Source organism: Longimicrobium sp. (assembly GCA_036387335.1).
Classification (GTDB): domain Bacteria; phylum Gemmatimonadota; class Gemmatimonadetes; order Longimicrobiales; family Longimicrobiaceae; genus Longimicrobium.
Map to the genome: position 1 here is coordinate 1 of DASVTZ010000179.1, position 19,352 is coordinate 19,352.

Here is a 19,352-nt window from a genome sequence, read left to right on the forward strand (position 1 = left end):
CCCGCTCGTTCCTCGCTGCCCCCTCTCCCGATAACAGGAGAGGGCTGCGCCCTCGCCGTTATCGAGAGAGGGGGCGGGGCGCACCGATGCCGTAGGGGCGCGATTCATCGGCGATTCATCGCGCCCGTGCCCGCCGCCACCCGGATGCCCGCCCACGCACCCCGATACCGGCCACCCGGACGCCCGCCCCGCACGCCGATACCGGCCACCCCGACGCCCGTCCACGCACACCAATCCCGTAGGGGCCGCCCCACGTGGCTGCCCGTGCCCGCCCGCGCGACACCGCCCGCGCCCGGCACGGATGCACGCCCAACGCCCCTCCCCCAGGCAGTTTTGGGGGAGGGGCCGCGAGGTCACGAGCGGGGGAGGGGGCCCCCTCAGTACGCCCGCGCCCAGATCGCTTCGTGCTTCACCTCGCCGCCGCAGGCGAGACACGCGGCGGGCGGGGTGGGCGAGCGGAACTCCTCGAAGGGCAGGCAGCGGATGGTCGCCTTGGTCTCGTCCTTGACCCGCGCCTCGCAATCCGCCGAGCCGCACCAGCCGGCGTACACGAACCCGCCCTCGCCCTCCACGATGCCGCGGAACTGCTCGTAGTCGGTCACGCCGCGGTGCGAGTTGGCCTCGCGGCGGGCGCGGGCGCGCTCGAAGAGGAAGGTGTGGTACTCCTCCAGCCGCTGCTGCATCGAGCCCGTCACCTCCGCCTCGGGAAGGAACTGCTTGCGCTCCTCGCCCTCGCCCAGCACGCGGCGCGCGAGCACCACCTGGCCCTTGGCGATGTCCTTGGGTCCCACCTCGATGCGGAAGGGGACGCCCTTGAGCTCCCACTCGAAGAACTTGGCGCCCGGCGTCATCTTCTCGCGGTCGTCGATGTGCGTGCGCGCGGGCGCCAGCGCGGCGGCCAGCTCGCGCGCCTTGGCCATCACCACCTCGCGCTCCTCGTCCTTGCGGTAGATGGGGACGATGACCACCTGGATGGGCGCCACGCGCGGCGGCATCACCAGCCCCGCGTCGTCGCCATGCGTCATCACCAGGCCGCCCACCATGCGCGTGCTCACGCCCCACGACGTGTTCCAGGCGAACTCCTCGCCGCCGGTTTCCGTGGCGAACTTGAGCTCGAACTGCTTGGCGAAGTTCTGCCCCAGGTTGTGCGAGGTGCCGTTCTGAAGCGCCTTGTTGTCGCGCATCATCGCCTCGCACGTGTAGGTGCGAAGCGCGCCCGCGAACCGCTCGGACTCGCTCTTCTGGCCCACGACCACGGGCATGGCGAGGTACTCCTCCATGAACTCGCGGTACACGCCGAGCATCTGCAGGGCCTCGGCCTCCGCCTCGTCGTGCGTGGCGTGCGCGGTGTGCCCCTCCTGCCACAGGAACTCGGTGGTGCGCAGGAAGAGGCGCGTCCTCATCTCCCACCGCACCACGTTCGCCCACTGGTTGTAGAGGAGCGGCAGGTCGCGGTAGCTCTGCACCCACTTGGAGAACATCTCGTAGATGATGGTCTCGGACGTGGGCCGCACGATCAGCGGCTCCTCCAGCTTGCTGTCCGGGTCGGGGATCAGCCCGCCGCCCTCCACGGCCTTGAGGCGCGTGTGGGTGACGATCGCCGCCTCCTTGGCGAACCCTTCCACGTGCTCCGCCTCGCGCGCCAGGAAGCTCTGCGGGATGAAGAGCGGGAAGTAGGCGTTCTGGTGCCCCGTCTCCTTGAAGCGCTGGTCGAGCCGGTCGCGCATCAGCTCCCACAGCCGGTAGCCGTAGGGGCGGATCACCATGCACCCGCGCACGGGCGAGTAGTCCGCAAGCTCGGCCTTGAGCACCACCTCGTTGTACCAGGCGCTGAAATCCTCCGCCTGCGTCGTCAGCTTCTTGTCGTCTGCCATGGGGTAAGGTAGATAGTCGCAAGGGACCAGCGGCTGCGGGCTGTTTGAATCGGTTCAGATGAAGATGTCGCGCACCGGCAGCTTCCAACCGGGAACCACGTCTTCACCGTCAATTACTCCATCTTCGCCCAGCTCCAGCGGAATGCGTCCGGGGCGATGGACTGTAACGAACCGGTTAGCCGGGTCTACGACGACCACCATGGAGGTGCCCGCGATCAGGTACTCCCCCACCTTCTTTCGGACCTCGGTGTACCGGTCGTTCGGCGAGACGACTTCAACCGCCAGGTCGGGCGCGCCTCTCCAGAAACCTTTCCCGACTCCGCCCGCCTGTTCGATCCGTTCGCGTCGGATGAATGCGAGATCCGGAACACGTATGGTGTCGGGGTCGCTCGCGAGCCTGAACGTCGGGTCGGCCGTACCCACTACGCCCAACTTGTTCTTGCGCACGTAGTGGTTCAGCTCCGTCGCGAAGTTCGCCGCCACGACGCTGTGCTCGATTCCGGCGGGTGCCATATCTCGGATTTCCCCTTCCACCAGCTCACGGCGTGTCCCGTCATCGGGGAGCGCCAGGAACTCGTCGGCGGTAATCGCTTGAAGTTGTGTGGCCATTCGTCACCTCTTAACGGCAAGACACTGCTGACGTTCTGCCAGCATTACCCCTCGTCGCTGCGGGCGTGCCCACATTGGCGGCCCATCCGATGCCAGCGGACCGGCGCGGGCATCACGGTCGGGCGAGCTCGGCGAGGGGGATGCGGCGCTCCTCGCCGGTGCCGGTGTCGCGCACGAGGGCTTCGCCGGCGGCGGCTTCGTCGGGGCCGAGCCAGGCGACGCGGCGGGCGTTGAGGGCGGAGGCGTTCTTGAACTGCCGGTTGCGCCCCGCCTCCACGAACGAGTACTCCACCGAGTGCCCCGCGTCGCGAAGCTGGTGCGCCAGGGCGAGCACGGCGCCGCGCTGCTCCGGCCCGGCCGCGGCCAGGTAGAAGTCCAGCACCGGCTTGGGATCGGGAAGGAGCTTGCGGTCGCGCAGGAGCTCCGTCAGCACCACGTCGCCCATGCCGAAGCCGAGGGCGGGAAGGTCCACCCCCGCGATGCGCTTCAGGAGGTCGTCGTAGCGCCCGCCGCCGCAGATGGCGCGCAGCTCGCCGCGCGTGTCGAACAGCTCGAAAACGATCCCCGTGTAGTACGCCAGCCCGCGCACCACCGTGAGGTCGAAGCGCACGAAGTCGCCCAGCCCCATGTCGCGCAGGAAGCCGAAGTAGCGCTCCATCCGCTCCAGCTCCGGCGCGATTCCAGGGCGTCCGCCGTACTCCTGCGTGACCGCCGCGAAGTCGGTGTGCTGGAAGATGGCGAGCACCGCCGCCGCCACCTCGCCCGACACCCCCGCCTCGCCGGTGAGGCGGGCGGCGATGGCCTCGGGGGTGTCGCGCTCCAGCTTGTCGACGATGTTGTAGGCGAGCGTGAGCTGGTCCTCGGGCACGCCCGCGTCCAGCAGCAGGGCGCGAAGCAGGCGCCGGTCCGAGACGCGCGCGACGAAGTCCTGCGCCGTCAGCCCAAGCGTGCGCAGGATGTCGATTGCGGCGGCCAGCAGCTCGGCATCGGCGGCGACGTCCTCCTCGCCGATGATGTCGAAGTTGAGCTGGAAGTGCTCGCGCAGCCTCCCGCGCTGCTGCCGCTCGTAGCGGAAGAGCTGCGGAACGGAGAACCACTTCATCGGCTTGCGGAAGCCGCCCGCGCGCGCGCCCGCCATCCGCGCCAGCGTGGGCGTCATCTCGGGGCGCAGCGTGATCTCGCGGCCGCCCTTGTCGGTGAAGTTGTAGAGCTGCTGGACGATCTCGGGGCCGCTCTTCTCGGTGTACAGCTCGAGCGGCTCCAGCGGAGGTCCGTCGTATTCCTGGAAGCCGTAGCGGCGCGCCACGTCGCGCCAGGCGCGCATCACGTGCGTGCGGACGGCGAGGTCGTCGGGGAAGAAGTCCCGGAAACCGGGGAGTGCGTTGAAGTTCGACATGGGGCGGAATCTACCGCGTGCCGTGCGCCCGCAGCAACCGGTGGGCGGCTCTACGCGGCGCGCCTGGCGGTGGCGGCGGCGCTCCGCAACGCCGTCACGAGCTGCCCGACCGCCCGGATCACGCGCTCGTCGCCCTCGCGCAGCAGCGCGGCGAGGATGTGCTTGCAGATCTGCTCGCGCCACAGGTGGTCGCCGCAGTCGCAGCGGGGGTGGTTGGGCGTGCGCAGGTCCACCCAGTGCGGCTCGCTGCCGCCGCGCACCGCGTACCGCCCCGGCCCCACGCCCATCACCTCCAGCCCCACCCCGCGCTCCAGGCGCGACAGGTCCACCCCGCCGGCGCGCGGGATGTCGATCAGCGAACGCGTCATCCTCCCCTCCAGGGCTCAGGTGTGCGACTCCTTTACGTCACCTGATACCCCGCGAGGAGGTGCGGGTTTCGGCAAAATGCCGGTTTTCGACAAGATCTCCACAGTACGCAGAAGGCCGGCGCAACCTGCCGCCGGCCTCCTGCCCAACAGCCCTGCGACCGCCCACGATCAGTCCGCGCCGGAGGGGCGGGGGTGGCTGTGGCCCTGGTTCTTGGACTCGCCGGACGTGTCCGCGTCGCGGTTCGTCCCCGAGGTGGAGGGGGTGTTCGGCTTGTCGTCCTGGGTCCCCTTGGGCGTGTTGCCCGTGGTGACGCCGCCGCCCTGCTGGTGCCCTTCCTTCAATCCCGACATCGTTCCTCCTGATCGCGAAGTTCTGCTCTGGCGAATGGGATGCGCCGGGAACGCAAGAGTTGTTCCCGCAACAGGATACCGGAACCCCGCCATGATGCTGCCCGACCCCTGACAGGAGCGGAAATCGCAAGAACCGGACGGCGCGCCGGGAGGCCGGAACGGGGGAGTTGCGCGTACCGCGCGGCGGCCTTACGTTCGCTTCAGAGCGCTGGACTGGAGGGGAGCGGCTGGATCGCCGCGCCCTTTCGCACGTGTCGCGGTCCGGAGGAGGTGGGTCCATGAAGATTTGCGATCCGCACAACGAAGCCGCGCCCCAACGACGCTCCATCCGGAACGCCCCGTAGCCTGCATGCTGCGAGGCGTTTTCTGTATCATCCACCCAGGGAGGTCGGGATGCTCGATTCCGGAATGATCAACAAGATCCAGAAGGCCAAGCAGTACGCATCGGAGCCCGAGCGGATCCACTTCGAGAGCCTCCGCGCGGCGATCGACGGCAACAACGGGAACCACCAGGTGGAGTTCACGGACGGGCACTGGCGCTGCGACTGCGACTACTTCTCGCACCACCGCGTGTGCAGCCACACCATGGCGATGGAGCGCGTCCTGGGGAAGATGGCCCCCGCCGAAGTCGCGGCGATCCCGGCGGTCTGAACGAACGGCCTCACACGGAGCCGCGGAGGAGACGGAAAGAAAAGAGAGGGGGCTCTTTGTGCCTCGCGGTTCGCTCCGGGCCCTCTGCGTGATGCTTTACGCCGCCCGATGAACGCGGCAAGGCCCCCGCGATCCGGTATCGCGGGGGCCTCGTTCATCCAACCAGGCCAGCGCGCCGGCGGGTTGGGTACAGTGCCGATCGTTCGATCGCCCAGCTGATCGTGGCGGAGCCGAGCGGAATGGTGCGCCGCGAAATCCTTGCGGTTGAGGCGAAAGTCTGGCTACTTACGGGGGCAGGTTCCGGAGAAGCCCAGGGACCGTGTCCATCTAAAAGGCAGGTCCTCCGCTGGGGGGGTCGTGCCATGGCTCCCGGCACCAGCCCCCAGCCTCAGTCCCAAATCCCAGCTTTTCCCTTCGATGCCCGTCCCCATCTCCCGCGCCCTGATCGACTTCGTCCTGCTGGGCTCCATCCACGACCGGCGCCAGCTGCAGGACTCACCCATCCTGGCAGACGTCTGGCAGAAGTTCGCGAGCGAGCCCGGCAAGCCCGTCGAGCTGCTGATCGCCCCGGCCCGTGAAGCGACGGCGCCCGACGCGGCCGTCGCGATCGACGAGCAGATCGAGCGCCGCGGGGGCCAGGCGCCTTCGGCCGAAGTCGCGCCGCTGCACGGCATCGTGGCCGCGTGCCTCTATTTCAGCGAAGTGCTGGACGTCATCGTGCCGATGACCGACTGGTGGCACAGCGACCGCATCCAGAAGCAGCTGCACGACCACATCGTGACGCGGCAACACCCCCCCGGCGCCGCCGAGGAGGCGAGCCACCGCCAGGAGCGAATCGTGGCGGCCATCCTTGCGCAGGCGCGAGACAACAGCTTCGAGGGCACGCTGGACGAAGACCTGCTCCCCGCGCTGGACCGCTTTCTCGCGCTGGCCGGGCTGATGCTGTGGGCCGCCGACGCCCCTGACCCGCTGCCCCGGAAGGGCGGCGAGCCGGAGGGTGGCCTCACCAGGGCACTGGAAGGGGTGGAGGAGAAAGAAGTCAGGGAGAAGGTGGTCGCCCTGCTGGAGAGGCTCACGGAGGAGAAGCCCGACAAGAAGAAGTCGAAGCTCGTCTATCAGGTGTCGCTCAATCGGGCCGCCACGCCGGCGCTGGAGCGCTCCGTCCCCGCCGTGAAGGCAGACGCGGCGCGGCGCCTGTTCGGCGTGGAGTGCAACAAGATCGCGTGGGCGGTGCTCGACTCCGGTATCCAGGGTGACCATGTCGCGTTCCAGGACGCGGGCGGAACAACCCGCGTACAGCAGAGCTTCGACTTCGCGAACATCCGCAAGATCGTCAGCCTGGACAATTTCAGGGAGGACGTGCGCGCCGAGAGGCTGAAGGACTTGCTCCCCGCACACCTGAAGAACCCTCCCGAAAGCGAAGAGGCGGCACTCGACGCGCTCAAGCGGCTGGCGGAGGACGCCAGGAACAGTCGGTCGATCCAGTGGGAGCTGGTGCAGCGGTTCGTCGAGATCAAGACGGACCACCGCCCTCCCAGCGACCACGGCACGCACGTGGCGGGGATCATCGGCGGCAGGAAGCCCCCCTCCGACAAGTCCGCCAGCGCCGCTCCGCCCGCCACCTTGGGAGAGGGGACCGGCACCGCGCAGGCCGTCGCGGCGGTGACGCGTGCGCCTGACCCCGACGCGGTGGACGGGATGTGCCCGGACATCCAGCTGTACGACTTTCGGGTGCTCGCGCCGGACCTGAAGCAGACGGAGTTCGCGATCATCGCCGCGCTGCAGTTCATCCGCTTTCTGAACGCCCGTACCGACCACACCACCGTCCATGGCGCCAACCTGAGCCTTTCCATTCCCCACAACGTGCGCAACTACGCGTGCGGGCGCACTCCCATCTGCATGGAGTGCGAGCGCCTGGTGGAGAGCGGCGTGGTGGTGGTGGCCGCCGCCGGCAACAACGGCTACCAGAGCTTCGAGACCGGCAACGGGTCGTACGAAGGATACGCGGCGTACAGCATCACCGACCCCGGGAACGCCGACGCGGTGATCACCGTGGGGGCCACGCACCGGCATGCGCCGCACACCTACGGGGTGAGCTTCTTCTCCAGCCGCGGCCCCACCGGCGACGGCCGCTCCAAGCCGGATCTGGTGGCACCCGGCGAGCGCATCCGCGGGCCGTTCCGCCAGGGGTGGGACGACCTGGACGGAACCAGTATGGCGGCGCCGCACGTGAGCGGGGCGGCGGCGATGCTGATGGCGCGCTACTCGGAGTTCATCGGGCAGCCGCGCCGCATCAAGACCATCCTCTGTTCCAGCGCCACCGACCTGGGGCGCGAGCGCGGGTTCCAGGGGAACGGGATGCTGGACGTGCTGCGGGCTTTCCAGAGCGTGTAGCGTAAACCACCCGAGGCGATCGACATGATCTTTACCCTGGACGTGCGCCGGGCCCGCAAGGGCGACTGCATGCTGCTGCACTATGGCACGGCCGATGAGCCCGCGCTGGCCGTGATCGACGGCGGTCCCGCGGGCGTGTACGAGCCGCACCTGAAGCCGCGGCTGCTGGAGATCAGGAACGCGCGAGGCGTGGGCGACGGCGAGCAGTTGCCCGTCGATCTGCTGATGGTGAGCCACGTGGACGACGATCACATCCGCGGCATCCTGGATCTGACCAAGGAGGAGATCGACCGCAAGAATGCGCAGGAGCCCCGGTTGCTGAGCGTGATGAGCTTCTGGCACAACAGCTTCGACGCCATCATCGACCACACGCCCGACGAACTGACGTCGACGTTCACGACCAAGTTCGGCGAGGCCTCGGCGGGGGGCGCGACGCTGTCCGACGATGCTCTGCTGGCGGTGGAGATGGAGTCGGACGCGGAGTCCGAGGTCGTGCTCAGCGGGCTCAAGGTGCTCGCCAGCATCGCGCAGGGCTTTCGCCTGCGGCTGGACGCGGAGGCGCTCGGGTACCCCTCCAATCCGGACTTCGGCGGAAAGCTCATTCTGGCGCGGGAAGGCGCCGGCACCATCGACGTCGGGGGCGGACTCACGCTCACCGTCGTCGGCCCGCTGCACGCCGAGCTCGCCGAGCTCCACGAGAAGCACGTGGAGTGGCTGAAGCAGCTGGAGCGCGAGGGAAAATCGCCCGAATCGGCGCTGGCGGCGTACGTGGACGAGTCGGTGGCGAACCTTTCCAGCATCGTCGTGCTCGCCGAAACCGAGGGCAAGCGGATGCTGATGACCGGCGATGCGCGAGGAGACAAGGTTCTCGAGGGTCTCGAGATGCTGGGGCTGCTGCAGCCGGGCGGGACAATGGAGGTGGACGTGCTCAAGGTTCCGCACCACGGCAGCGCCAACAACCTGGATGATGATTTCTTTGAGCGGATCATCGCCCACCACTACGTGTTTTCCGGTAACGGCGAGCACGGCAACCCGGAGCGGGAAGCGCTGGAGATGCTGTTCCGCGCGCGCGGCGACGAGCCGCTGGTGGTGCACCTGACCTACCCGGTGGAGGAGATCGACGCGGAGCGGAAGAAGGATTGGCAGGCGGCGCAGGCGAAGGAGCGAAAGAAGCAGGCGAAGAAGCCGGATGCGAAGGTCCGGGAGGACTGGTCGGACGAGCGGCACAGCCTACAGGGATTTCTGGAGCAGACCCGGCTCGCTGCGGGCCAGGAGGTGCGCATCGTCCCCATTGAGGAACCGCACCTGATCGAGTTGCTGGAGCCCCTCGGGTTCTGACGCCAGGCCAAAACGACTTTGGCGGCGCCGGTTCGCGGCGCACGAAAGCCGCCTCCCGCAAGGAGGCGGCTTTTCGCGGTTTTGGGCGCTCGTCCTCCGAACTGCCTGTCGAATGCAGAAGCCCTCGCGATCCGGTATCGCGGGGGCCTCGTTCATCCAGCCAGGTCAGCGCGCCGGCGGATTGGGAACGGTGACGATGGTGTAGTCGCGCACCTGGCTACCGCGCCGGATGCGGAGGGCGAAGCGCTGGCCTACGTGCGTGATGCGCGTGGCACTCGGCTCGCGCGCGTCCACGCCGTTGGCCGAAAGGACCTGGTCGCCGGAACGGATGCCGAGGCGCGCCGCAGGGCTACCTGCATACACCTCATGCACCAGTGGGTAGTCCGCCCAACGGAAGCCGCCGGTCGCGAGCGGCTGGGGCCTCACACGCAGTCCCAGCCCCATGGTCGCGGGCGGGCGGCGTACTGATCCCGCGGGCACGCGCAACACCTCTTCCTGCGTGGCTCCCTTGGGAGCGGCCCGGTCCTGCGCATGAAGCGAAGCCGACGCAGTGACGAGCAGGGCCGCACTGAGGTACACCGATGCTTTCATTCTACTTGTCTCAAGTTCAGGGCTGAGCAAATCCAGGGGTACACCTGACGGGTCAACGTGCACGAGATGCGCCACGAAGCGTCTTCTCGATCATCGCCACGAGCTCTTCCTCGCTCGGCGCTCCGACAACAAGTTGATTGTTGACGAGAAACGTGGGCGTCGCGTTCACGCCCAGGCGCTGCGCGGCACTCCGATCGTTCTCCACCTCCGACTTGGGCGCGGTGCTGGACATGCAGGAGTCGAACGCATCTCCGTCAGCGACGCTCGCGGAATCCGCGAACGCCGCCCAGGAGAGCTGCCCAATCGACTTCTGGTTCGCGAATAGAACGTCGTGGTAGGCCTCGAATCGTCCCTGCCGGGCCGCGCACTGGCTGGCGCGCGCCGCGTCGGCCGCGTGCTCGTGCGACGGGATGGGCGCGTGGCGGTACAGCACCGCGACCTGCTGAGGATACCGCTGGCGGACCCTTCGCAACGTCTCGGCCGCGGCACGGCAGGCGGGACACTGGAAGTCCGAGAACTCCACGATGGTCACCGTGGCGTTCGCCGGCCCGAGCCTCTGCCCTGACTCCGCATACGACTTCCATTCGCGGACGGTGCTCGTCTGCGCAGCCGCGGCCGCGGGCCGCTCGGTGAAGAACTCGCGCCGTATGGTTAGTCCAGTAAGGGTCACGGCGCAGAGCGTGAGTACTCCGGTGCCGATCGCTGACAACTTGTCTCGCATTCTTGGCTCTGACGGGCGTCGAGAGGGGTCCCTCGGGATGGGGGCTCCGGGAGGTGCCAGACACTGCCCGGCACCCCGCCGGCGCTACTTCAAGGCAGGCACTCGTCGACGTGGAACACGCAGTTCGGACGATCCTCGTAGTGCACCACGCAACGGGTGTAACCCTGGCTCCAGCAGTATTCCTGGCACAGGCCGTTTACGAGTTCCGAACACGCCATCCGCGACTCGGCCGCAACCGCTGCCGCCGGTTCGGCAAGCAGGTTGGCGCCCATTCCCACCGTCAGCACACCCATGATCATCCGAAACTTCTTCATGATACTCTCTCCACCCACTGAAAGTTCTGGAGGGACAACACAGTTCCCGCGATCGGGACTGTCAAAATAGTATACAAAATGGATGGCCCGGACGTCAAGAACTTTATTTTGGCACTTACGAACCCACTTTGTTCACGCCGTACATCGCCGTACATCTATGTTCACGCGCGGTACGGCGCCCCGGCACGCGGCTCAATGGTAAATGATGGAGGTCGGACGAAAATCGCCGGGCTGTCTACGGGGACGATAACAGCGTTGCCGCGGCGCATGCGGTGCATTAGTATAGGAAACGTTTGGCGGTGAGGCGGACCAGCGTCGCCTGTGCCGTAGCTCGATGTCAGATGCCGCCGTACATCTACGTTCCACCGCCGTACAGATGGGAGGGACCAAAACCTTCCACATCCGTAAGTTCCCTCATTCTCTGGCGCTTTGGGCTCTGAGACCTCCCGTGGCTGAACATCTTCGACTCAAGGCACTCTGGCTCGCGGCACGCCGGCTCTCGGCGGTCCTCGCCCTGGTGTGCTCCGTAATGTTCACCGCTCAGGCCCACGGGCAGACCCCCGGAGGAGCGAGATTGTCCGGAAGGGTGCTGGACCCGCGGCAGTCGCCAATCTCAGGGGCGATCGTGGAGCTCACGGTCGCGGAGGACACCGTTGGCGGGCGCGAGCTCCGGGCGGTGAGCGGCGCCGATGGAAGGTACGAGCTGAGCCTGCCCGCCGCGGGGGGCGAGTACGTGCTGGCCGCCAGTCGCATGGGGTTCGTCTCCGCCACTCTGCTGGTTTCGCATCCAGCGGGCGTGCGGTCGCTGACCCAGGACATCTCCCTGACTCCGCTCTCTTCAGAGGCCGTCGCGCTGCCTGAAGTCGTCGCGAGGGCGGCGCGCCGCGTCCCCACCCCGCCAGCCCAGGAAAGGGCGCCGGGTGAAAACGCCACGACGAACCTGGCATTCTCGAACGAGCTCTTCCCGATCGAAGCGGGTGACCTCCTGGCCTCCGCGGCGCTGGCGCCCGGTGTTCTCCCCAGCGGCGGAGAATCGGGACGAGGTGTCTCCATCGGGGGCCAGCCCGCGTCACAGAACCGCACGACGCTGGACGGAGCGGGGTATGGATCGAGCTCCGTGCCGGCGGAAGCAGTGGCCGCCTCTGGGGTGATCACCCACCCATACGACGTATCGCGGGGGCAATTCACCGGCGGCGAGATCGCGGCCACAACGCGCAGCGGCACCAACCTGTGGGGCGGCTCGCTCAGCGTGGCGGTCGTCGATCCGCGGCTCCAGTTCGACGGCGACGCGGCCGGCAGCATGGGCGACAAGTACAGCGTGCGTAAGCTGAGCGCCGGGGGTGGCGGGCCGATCGTGCCGGGCCGCCTCTTCGTGTATGGCGCCGCGGAGGTCTCGTCGCGCGACGCCTCGCCGGGCGTGCTTGGCGGCAGCTCCTTCGTTGCCGCCGATTCGCTGGAGCGGCTCTCGGCGGTGCTGAGCGGGCTCGGCCTGGAGACGCGACCGCCGGTCGCGAGCCTGCAGAACACCTCTTCCAGCGGGATCGCGCGGTTCGACTACCTTCCCGGCACCCGGCACGCGTTCATGGCGCGGGTGGACGGCCGCGATAACCGCACCAGCGGTATAGGCGCTTCTCCGTTCGCGTTCGCGCGGAGCGCCGAGCTCCGCACCTCGGGAGCCGGAGCGCTCCTCCAGGCGATCTCGAGGTACGGTGCGGTCCAGAACCAGTTCCGGGTGTACGGCTCGGCCGGGAGCACGGAGGTTAACGCGGGCTCGCCAGGCCCGTCAGGGAGCGTGCGCGTGGGGGCGGGCACGCCGCTGGGGCAGGCGTCCAGCGTGAGCTTCCGGTTCGGCGGAAGCTCGCTGGGCGGAACAAGCTCTGAGCGGTCGTCGCTGGAAGCCGGGGACCGCCTGGTCGTGAGCGCGGGTGACGGCGCTCACCTTTTACAGGTGGGCGCCACGTACACGGCGGAAGAGGTTTCCTCCACGGGCGGGGCGAACCGCAGCGGAAGCTTTACCTTTGCGAGCCTGGAGGAGCTGGCCGCGGGGCGTGCGATCTCGTTCACGCGCTCGCTGACGGATACGCGGCGCGAGGCGGCCACCCGCAATGCCGCGCTCTTTGCGGGCGACACGTGGAAGGTCCGCGACGACTTCAGCATCGTGATGGGCGTGCGGGGGGAGCGGCGCTGGTACCCGCCTCGCCACGGCGGCGACGCGGTAGCGGATTCGCTCTTCGGATTGCGGACGGGGCGGATCGCGCCGGAGTGGGGTGTGAGCCCGCGCGCGGGGTTCCGCTACCGGCACTCACCGTTCGTCAGCCTCCACGGGGGTGTGGGGGAGTTCCGCGGCTCGCCCCCACTGCTGTCGCTGGGGTCGCTGCTCGGCCAGACGGGCAGGGACGGAGCCGGCCGCGAGCTCGTCTGCGTGGGGTCGGCGGTACCGGGAGCCGACTGGAGCAGCTACTCCGTCGACCCGTCCACGATCCCTGAGGTCTGCGCGGACGGCTCGGGCCTCTTCTCCACCCGAGCCCCCACGATCGCGGCGTTTTCCGCCGGGTACTCCGCGCCGCGGGTGCGGCGGGCCTCGCTCGACGCCACCTGGGGAAGCGAGAAAGTCTACCTGGCGGCGGACGCTTCCTTCGCCTGGGGCACCGGCGGCGCCCTGGCGACCGACGCAAACCTCGATGGCGCACCGAAGTTCCGGCTCGCCAACGAGGGTGGGCGACCGGTGTACGTTTCAGGGGGGGCCATCGACCCGGGGACGGGAAGCCTCACCTTGCAGGACTCCCGCCGCCATGCGGGTTACGGCATCGTCCGGCAGGTGTCGTCGCGAGGCCGCACTCGCACCGGGCAGTTCGTGCTCGATGGTACCTGGCAGCTGAGAAAGGGATACGTCGCGGGTTCGTACGCCTACACCCGCTCGGAAGACCAGGCGTCCGGGTTCAGTGCACCCGGGGGCGCGCTCTCCAGCACCGCGGGCGACCCCTCGCGCGCGGAGTGGGGCCCGCGCGACTACGAGCAGCGGCACGCCGCGTCGCTGCGGGCGTCCAGCTACTTCAGGCCCAGGCTCCAGTTCACACTGGTGGGGTACCTCCTTTCGGGTGCACCTTTTTCGCCGATGGTGGACGGCGACATCAGCGGCGATGGCGTTGCAAACGACCGGGCATTCGTGTTCGACAGCGCTTCGTCGCCCGAACTCGCCCGCGAGATGGGGGAGCTTATCGGCCGCGTGCCGGGGAGCATCCGCTCGTGCCTGCTCCGGCAGACGGGGAGGGTGGCTGCACGGAACAGCTGCCGCACCCCGTGGACCGCCTCGCTCGATGCGCAGATGAACGTCCTGCCCCTGGGCACGCGCGATCGCCGTCTCTCCATCAACATCACGGCCCAGAACGTCATCGGCGGGCTGGACTACCTGCTGAACGGTTCCGAACCCCGGGGCTGGGGGCCGGGGCGTTTCGACTACCCGGACCCTGTGCTGCTGCGGGTCCGTGGGTTCGATCCGGCGGCGCAGCGCTTCCGCTACGAGGTCAATCCCCAGTTCGGCTCGCCCGCCGGCGAAACGGGAGAGGGGCGCGTGCCGTTCACGCTGCGTATCCAGGCGCGTATTTCACTGGGCTCGGACCCGTCCAGACAGCCTCTGTCTCGCCTGATGGTGTCCATGGACGCGTCCAGGCGCCCCGCCGAGCTTCGCACCCACTTTTCCGCGCACCTGCGGAACGTCCCCGCGCTGGTGCTCGCCGCCGCCGACTCGCTGCGCCTCGGCCTCACCGAAGCGCAGACGTCCGAGCTGCGGCGGGCCGCCGACTCGCTCGCGGTTCACATCGAAGCGGCCACCGAGGCCCTGGCCATCGCGCTCTCGCAGCCGAGGTCGGCATCGCCGCGCGAGCGGAACACGGATCAGCTCCTCGCGGACGCGCGGGCCCTGCTGGAATCCGGAGCCGCGACCACGCGCTCCATTCTGACTCCCGCCCAATGGTCGCGCCTCCCCCGGCGGACGGTGCGCGTGCCGCGGCGCATCCCCCGCCCCACCGTGGGAGTTCCATCGCCCTTCTGAGCGGGGATGCGTCAGGCCCAGAGCACGAAAGCCGCCCCCGAGAGGAGGCGGCTTTTCGATACACGTAGGTGGGGTCGAACCTCCGACCCCTCGCATTGCTCGGGCAAAGCTACACCATCTCCCCGGGGCACGCTGATGGCTTAGATTGATTGGCATCATCGGCACACTCCTTCGCGTTTTCGATCATGGCTGCATCGATTAATCTCATTGACGTCAATTCGGATGAAGGGCGTCAGGTCGCGGCCGAGTTGCGCGCCGCTGGCGAGATAACCGTGCTTGTCGGTAGCGCGATCTCGGCCTTCGAGCCGAGCGGCATCCCAACGGGCGGCAAGTTCGGCGAAGCCATCAGCGCGCGCCTCGTCGAGAAATCCGCGAATGCGGACACGTTGAAGGATGTGCTCTGGGAGACCGCATTCGAGCACATCATGGAACGGTGCCCCGCGCCGGAAGTGGTGCGGCGCGAGCTGTCACTCGCGTTGCGCGACACGCCGCCGAACGACGTGCACACCGCGTTCGCGCGGCTCACCGAAGCGGGCGTCGTCCGGCACATCGTCACTACAAATTACGACACGGGGCTGGAGAACGCGTTCGAGACGTGCTGCCCCGCACTGGATGTTGCCTACGTGCGTAGGCGGAACGAGGCGCGGAGGCTGCGCGGCAACGAGCCGCACGTGCTGTTCAAGATCCACGGCTGCGCGCGGCCGCACGTTCGCCGTACGATCGTATTCCGCCTGCGGGACGAGGCGGAGTTGCCCGCGTGGAAGCGTGAGCTCCTGGGAGCGCTGGTGAGGGACCGGCCGCTGCTGGTGGCCGGCTACTCGGGGATGGATTTCGAGATCTGCCCCGAGCTGGCCAGGATGGGCGCCTCTCGCGTGGTATGGCTCACCCTCCGCGAAACGGACCTCAACGCCAACTCCCGCGCGGTGATCGACCGAACGGGCGCGACCGTGCTGGTAGGCGACGTGCGGCGGCTGGTGACGGAGCTGGGTGCCTTCTCGAGGGCGCTACTCAGCGGTGCGCCGCCCACGGTGATCGACAAGATCTTCGACGCGCTCACGCCGCGTGAGGTGGAGCTGTGGCGCACGCGTCTCTTCGGTGAGATCGGGTGTGGTCAAGAAGCCGCCGCCTCCGCGCAACGACTGCTCGCCAGCGCCGGGAGCGACGTGGAGCGGGCGGAGGCGCGGCAGGAGCATGCGCGCGCCATCTTCGCCATGGGTCACTACCTGGACGCGGCCGAAGAATACCGGGCGAGCGCGGACGTGCTCGGCCGCCACGGAGAAACCGGAGCGCTGATCGGCGCGCTCCATGGACTGGCGGAGGCGAACCGCTGCGCCGGGCGGTTCATCCAGGCCCGGCGCGTCATCCGGCAGGTGGAGCGAATCGCGAGTGAGGGGCCAGAGCCGCACAGGTCGCAGGCCGCCATGAATGCGGCGGTGCTGCGGCTCACGTTCCGCCGGCATCTCTTTCAGATTCTTTCCCGCATCCCGGGCAAACCTGGCGTTCGGCGGATGCGCGCGGTCGCGCTTCGCGATCTGAAGAGCGTGGCGGGGCCCGCCGCGGGGAGGGGTGGATGGCTGTTCCTGGCACAGATGCGCCTCTGGGCAGGCCGGTACGGTGTCCCTTGGGACCAGGTGTACATCGGCCCGATGCAGATCGTGGAGGCAGGCCCCAGCTATGGCCAGCTCGGCTACATCACTGCGCGGACGATGGCGCTGCGTGACCGCGTTGCCCGCGGCGAGGCCACCTCCTCCGACTTGGAGAAGGTCGAGGAGCACTTCCAGAAGCTCCACGCCATCGGCAGCCGCGCGGAGGCATGGAAGTTCGCGCGGGTCGTCCAGAGGATGCTCGGCCCGGGAGCGCTTTCTGACGATGCGAGGGCGAAGGCGGCCGAGGCACGCCGCAACTGCCAGTACACGCCGCTGATGCGCCTGCTACAGCGCATCACCCCGACCTAGTCGCGGAAACGAAACACTTCGCCAAAGCGATCTCGCGAGGTGCGTGATCCGTGGCTCTCGGCTCGCGGGCCTCCACGCCGTCGGCCCCGTCCTACCGTGGGGGTTCCGCCGCCCTTCTGATTGGAACTCCGGATTTGAACCGCCAGCTCACGAGCCACGGAGCACGAAAGCCGCCCCCGAAGGAGGCGGCTTTTCGCGTGCGTCAATGTTTAAGGTGCCGGGTCAATGGGCCCGCGCGTGCTCCCGATGCGCCGCGGTGCGTACTCCCTGAAGGGCGTGGACGTGCCCCTGCAGGAACCGGCAGAAATCGTCCAGGCCCACAGGGTCCGGCCGGCTGCCGGACTCCGCGGCGGGCGAGACGATGGTGCACTCGAAGCCATCGGAGGTGCCGCGCGACGCGATGAAGAGCGTGCGGGCCTGGCAGCGGGACGCCAGCCGAAGGAGCGCGTCCGACACGTTCAGCTTCCCCATGCCCGTGTGGACTTCCACGGTTCGCCCCGGAATCGCGGCCTCATGGTCGATCTGCGCGAACACCACTCGCCCCTGGACCAGGGCCTCGCGCACGGCGACGAGGAAGTGCGGCGACACATGAATGTGGGGGACCCCCCGCGGCGGCCTTGGCACGGATCCGGGCGACGAGACCGCCACGACGTCGTAGCCCGCCCCGCGGAGGTGGCGCACGGCGATCTGGCTGAGTCTGGTGTGCGGTCCGGCGAGGAGCACCCCCCTCCCGGCGGCGACCGCCTCGTCCAACTGCGCGAGCCCCGGAACGTGGATGCGGAGGTCGTACGCGAGTCCGCAACGGTCCAGTATCTGGAGGCCGTGCCACAGGATCAGGTCACGCGCCGGCTCGACGGCGCACTTCCAGACGCCGGCCGGCACCACACGCCGCGGCACGGCGAACGCCATCGCGCGGGCAGCGCGGAACCGGTACCGGCGGGGGAGTGCGCGCATGGCGTGCCCGAACAACGCCTCGGCCAGACGACGGCCGGTTGGATGTCTCACGTGCGATCCACGTCGTGCGGATCAACCCGGAGCGACTCCGCGTATTCCCGGACGCACTCGACGAACGCCTGCAGGCCCGCTTCGCCGGAACGCCCATCCGCGGGGTTCATGATCCTCGCCACGACCTTGCCATCCACGGTCCGCGACGCCAGAAAGAGGGTAACCGCGTTGCGCCGGGCGGCGGAACGCAGCAGCCCATCGGTGAAGTGGACCGTACCTCCGGCGATCTCAAAGGATACGGTCTTCCCGTCGAGCGCATCTCTGCGGTCGGTCATGGTGAAGACGATCTTACCCTGGCTCCATGCATCGCGAACGGCGCGCAGGAACATCGGGGTGAGCGGGATGCGTGGCACCGCCGAAACTTCCCCCGCCGGGAGCCGATACGGGTATCGGCTCACCGTGGCCACGTCGTACCCGAGGTTGTGAAGGTGGCGTATGGCGACGATGCTCAGAAAGGTATGGGGGCCCGTCAGCAGGACGCCGCGCCCGGCTGAGACCGCCGCGTCGAGGTGTTCCAGCCCGTCGATGGCGAGGGGCACGTCCAGCTTGGTGCGGGAATTCTTGAGCAGCGCGACGAGTTGGGACAGTACGTAGTCCTGATCCGTTTCCAGCACCGTCGCCTTCTTCACCCACCTTCGCAGCGCGCGGTTGAACAGCAGGGGAGTGAACACCCCCGCGACTCGCCGCGTCGTCGCAAACCTGTACCGCGACGGCACGGCCCGCATCGTGAAACAGAACAGCCTTCCGACGATTCCGACGCCCGCTCTCAGGATCATCCGCCCTTCCCGGGTGAGCTCCACACAGGCTGGAGCAGCATACCTTCCAACACGACAGGCGGTGCCCACGACACCGGGCTCGCCTGCACGACGGATTGAACTGGCAGATGCCGACCGCGAAACGACTCGACCGCGCCTCGTTCCCCATGAGGCTGTGGCAGAAGGCCAAGGTGTACGGCGTGTGGAACCCCGAGGAGCTGGACTTCAGCCAGGACCGGCGCGACTGGCTCGTTCTCGACCGGCCGCGGCAGGAGAGGATCCTTCAACTCTGCGCCCTCTTTCACGCGGGGGAGGAAGCGGTCACGCTGGACCTCCTCCCCCTGCTGCGCGTGATCGCGGCGGAAGGGAGGATCGAAGAGGAGATGTACCTCACCTCCTTTCTCTGGGAGGAGGCGAAGCACGTGGACGTCTTCGACCGGTTCTTCGCGGAGGTCACCGGGGACCGGGGCGACCTTTCGGGCTACCTGCACCCCAGCTACCGCCGCATCCTCACCGTGGAGCTCCCCGAGGCGCTCCACCGGCTGGACCACGACCCGTCGCCGGAGGCGCAGGTGCGCGCGGCCGCCACGTACAACATCGTGGTGGAAGGGATGATGGCCGAGACGGGATACTTCCTCTTCGAACGCATCCTCGGGCACGACCGCATCATGCCGGGGATGCGGCAAGCCATCGCTCTCCTGCGCCGCGACGAGTCGCGCCACGTGGCGTTCGGCGTGCATCTCATCAGCAGGCTGGTGGTGGAGCATGGAAACCGTGCATACCGGGCTTTTCTGGACCGCCTGGGAGAGCTCAAGCCGCTGGTGGAGGATTGGACGCGCCAGTACGCCACGCTCCTGCACACGGAACAGCGGTCGGGCATCACGTACGAGGAGCTGATGCGCTACTCCAGCGCCCAGTCCGCCGGCCGGCTGCAGCGAATCGTGAAGGCGAGAACGCAGACGCTGGAGGAAATCCGCGC

The 19,352-nt window shown here is 68.3% G+C and carries 16 protein-coding genes; 6 read left to right on the forward strand and 10 right to left on the reverse strand.

The window, feature by feature from the left end; all coding sequences use genetic code 11:
* Positions 1-377 precede the first annotated feature (377 nt).
* The 5 genes from proS to VF647_17740 form a co-directional block, all read right to left on the reverse strand.
* Complete coding sequence (gene proS / locus VF647_17720) at positions 378-1,874, reverse strand: proline--tRNA ligase (protein ID HEX8453928.1); 1,497 nt, start codon at positions 1,872-1,874, stop codon at positions 378-380.
* A 54-nt stretch (positions 1,875-1,928) separates the two neighbouring features.
* The gene (locus VF647_17725) at positions 1,929-2,483 is read right to left on the reverse strand and encodes a Uma2 family endonuclease (protein HEX8453929.1); all 555 of its coding nucleotides are present in this window, start codon (positions 2,481-2,483) and stop codon (positions 1,929-1,931) included.
* Positions 2,484-2,595: 112 nt separating this feature from the next.
* On the reverse strand, positions 2,596-3,879 hold the full coding sequence (gene hisS / locus VF647_17730) for a histidine--tRNA ligase (protein HEX8453930.1): 1,284 nt from the start codon (positions 3,877-3,879) through the stop codon (positions 2,596-2,598).
* A gap of 50 nt (positions 3,880-3,929) precedes the next feature.
* Positions 3,930-4,247, reverse strand: a complete 318-nt coding sequence (locus VF647_17735) for an SWIM zinc finger family protein (protein HEX8453931.1) — start codon at positions 4,245-4,247, stop codon at positions 3,930-3,932.
* Between the two features lie 168 nt (positions 4,248-4,415).
* Positions 4,416-4,598, reverse strand: coding sequence for a hypothetical protein (locus VF647_17740; protein ID HEX8453932.1), 183 nt, complete (start codon positions 4,596-4,598; stop codon positions 4,416-4,418).
* A gap of 393 nt (positions 4,599-4,991) precedes the next feature.
* On the opposite strand from VF647_17740, the gene VF647_17745 reads away from it, so the two are divergent.
* From VF647_17745 to VF647_17755, 3 genes are all read left to right on the forward strand, one after another.
* On the forward strand, positions 4,992-5,249 hold the full coding sequence (locus tag VF647_17745; GenBank protein HEX8453933.1) for a hypothetical protein: 258 nt from the start codon (positions 4,992-4,994) through the stop codon (positions 5,247-5,249).
* 417 nt (positions 5,250-5,666) lie between these two features.
* Positions 5,667-7,643, forward strand: coding sequence for a S8 family serine peptidase (locus VF647_17750; protein ID HEX8453934.1), 1,977 nt, complete (start codon positions 5,667-5,669; stop codon positions 7,641-7,643).
* Positions 7,644-7,667: 24 nt separating this feature from the next.
* Positions 7,668-8,981: a hypothetical protein gene (locus VF647_17755; protein ID HEX8453935.1), complete on the forward strand. Its 1,314-nt coding sequence runs from the start codon at positions 7,668-7,670 to the stop codon at positions 8,979-8,981.
* Positions 8,982-9,146: 165 nt separating this feature from the next.
* On the opposite strand, the gene VF647_17760 is transcribed toward VF647_17755, so the two are convergent.
* The 3 genes from VF647_17760 to VF647_17770 all read right to left on the reverse strand — a co-directional run bounded on the left by VF647_17760 (position 9,147) and on the right by VF647_17770 (position 10,607).
* Positions 9,147-9,572 (reverse strand): PDZ domain-containing protein, encoded by a 426-nt coding sequence (locus VF647_17760; protein ID HEX8453936.1) that lies wholly within the window; start codon positions 9,570-9,572, stop codon positions 9,147-9,149.
* A gap of 52 nt (positions 9,573-9,624) precedes the next feature.
* Complete coding sequence (locus VF647_17765; GenBank protein ID HEX8453937.1) at positions 9,625-10,242, reverse strand: DsbA family protein; 618 nt, start codon at positions 10,240-10,242, stop codon at positions 9,625-9,627.
* 140 nt (positions 10,243-10,382) lie between these two features.
* Positions 10,383-10,607 (reverse strand): hypothetical protein, encoded by a 225-nt coding sequence (locus VF647_17770; protein ID HEX8453938.1) that lies wholly within the window; start codon positions 10,605-10,607, stop codon positions 10,383-10,385.
* 574 nt (positions 10,608-11,181) lie between these two features.
* Here VF647_17770 and VF647_17775 point away from each other — a divergent pair.
* Together VF647_17775 and VF647_17780 are read left to right on the forward strand one after the other, a co-directional pair.
* Positions 11,182-14,658 carry a TonB-dependent receptor gene (locus tag VF647_17775; GenBank protein HEX8453939.1) on the forward strand — a complete coding sequence of 1,159 codons (3,477 nt, stop codon included), beginning with the start codon at positions 11,182-11,184 and terminating at the stop codon, positions 14,656-14,658.
* A gap of 149 nt (positions 14,659-14,807) precedes the next feature.
* Positions 14,808-16,613: an SIR2 family protein gene (locus VF647_17780; GenBank protein ID HEX8453940.1), complete on the forward strand. Its 1,806-nt coding sequence runs from the start codon at positions 14,808-14,810 to the stop codon at positions 16,611-16,613.
* A gap of 222 nt (positions 16,614-16,835) precedes the next feature.
* Here VF647_17780 and VF647_17785 read toward each other — a convergent pair whose 3' ends face one another.
* Both VF647_17785 and VF647_17790 read right to left on the reverse strand, forming a co-directional pair.
* The gene (locus tag VF647_17785; GenBank protein HEX8453941.1) at positions 16,836-17,618 is read right to left on the reverse strand and encodes a hypothetical protein; all 783 of its coding nucleotides are present in this window, start codon (positions 17,616-17,618) and stop codon (positions 16,836-16,838) included.
* Positions 17,615-18,418 carry a hypothetical protein gene (locus VF647_17790; protein HEX8453942.1) on the reverse strand — a complete coding sequence of 268 codons (804 nt, stop codon included), beginning with the start codon at positions 18,416-18,418 and terminating at the stop codon, positions 17,615-17,617. Before VF647_17790 ends, VF647_17785 begins: the two co-directional genes overlap by 4 nt.
* A gap of 83 nt (positions 18,419-18,501) precedes the next feature.
* Here VF647_17790 and VF647_17795 point away from each other — a divergent pair.
* On the forward strand, positions 18,502-19,352 hold an 851-nt coding region (locus VF647_17795; protein HEX8453943.1), incomplete at its 3' end, for a R2-like ligand-binding oxidase.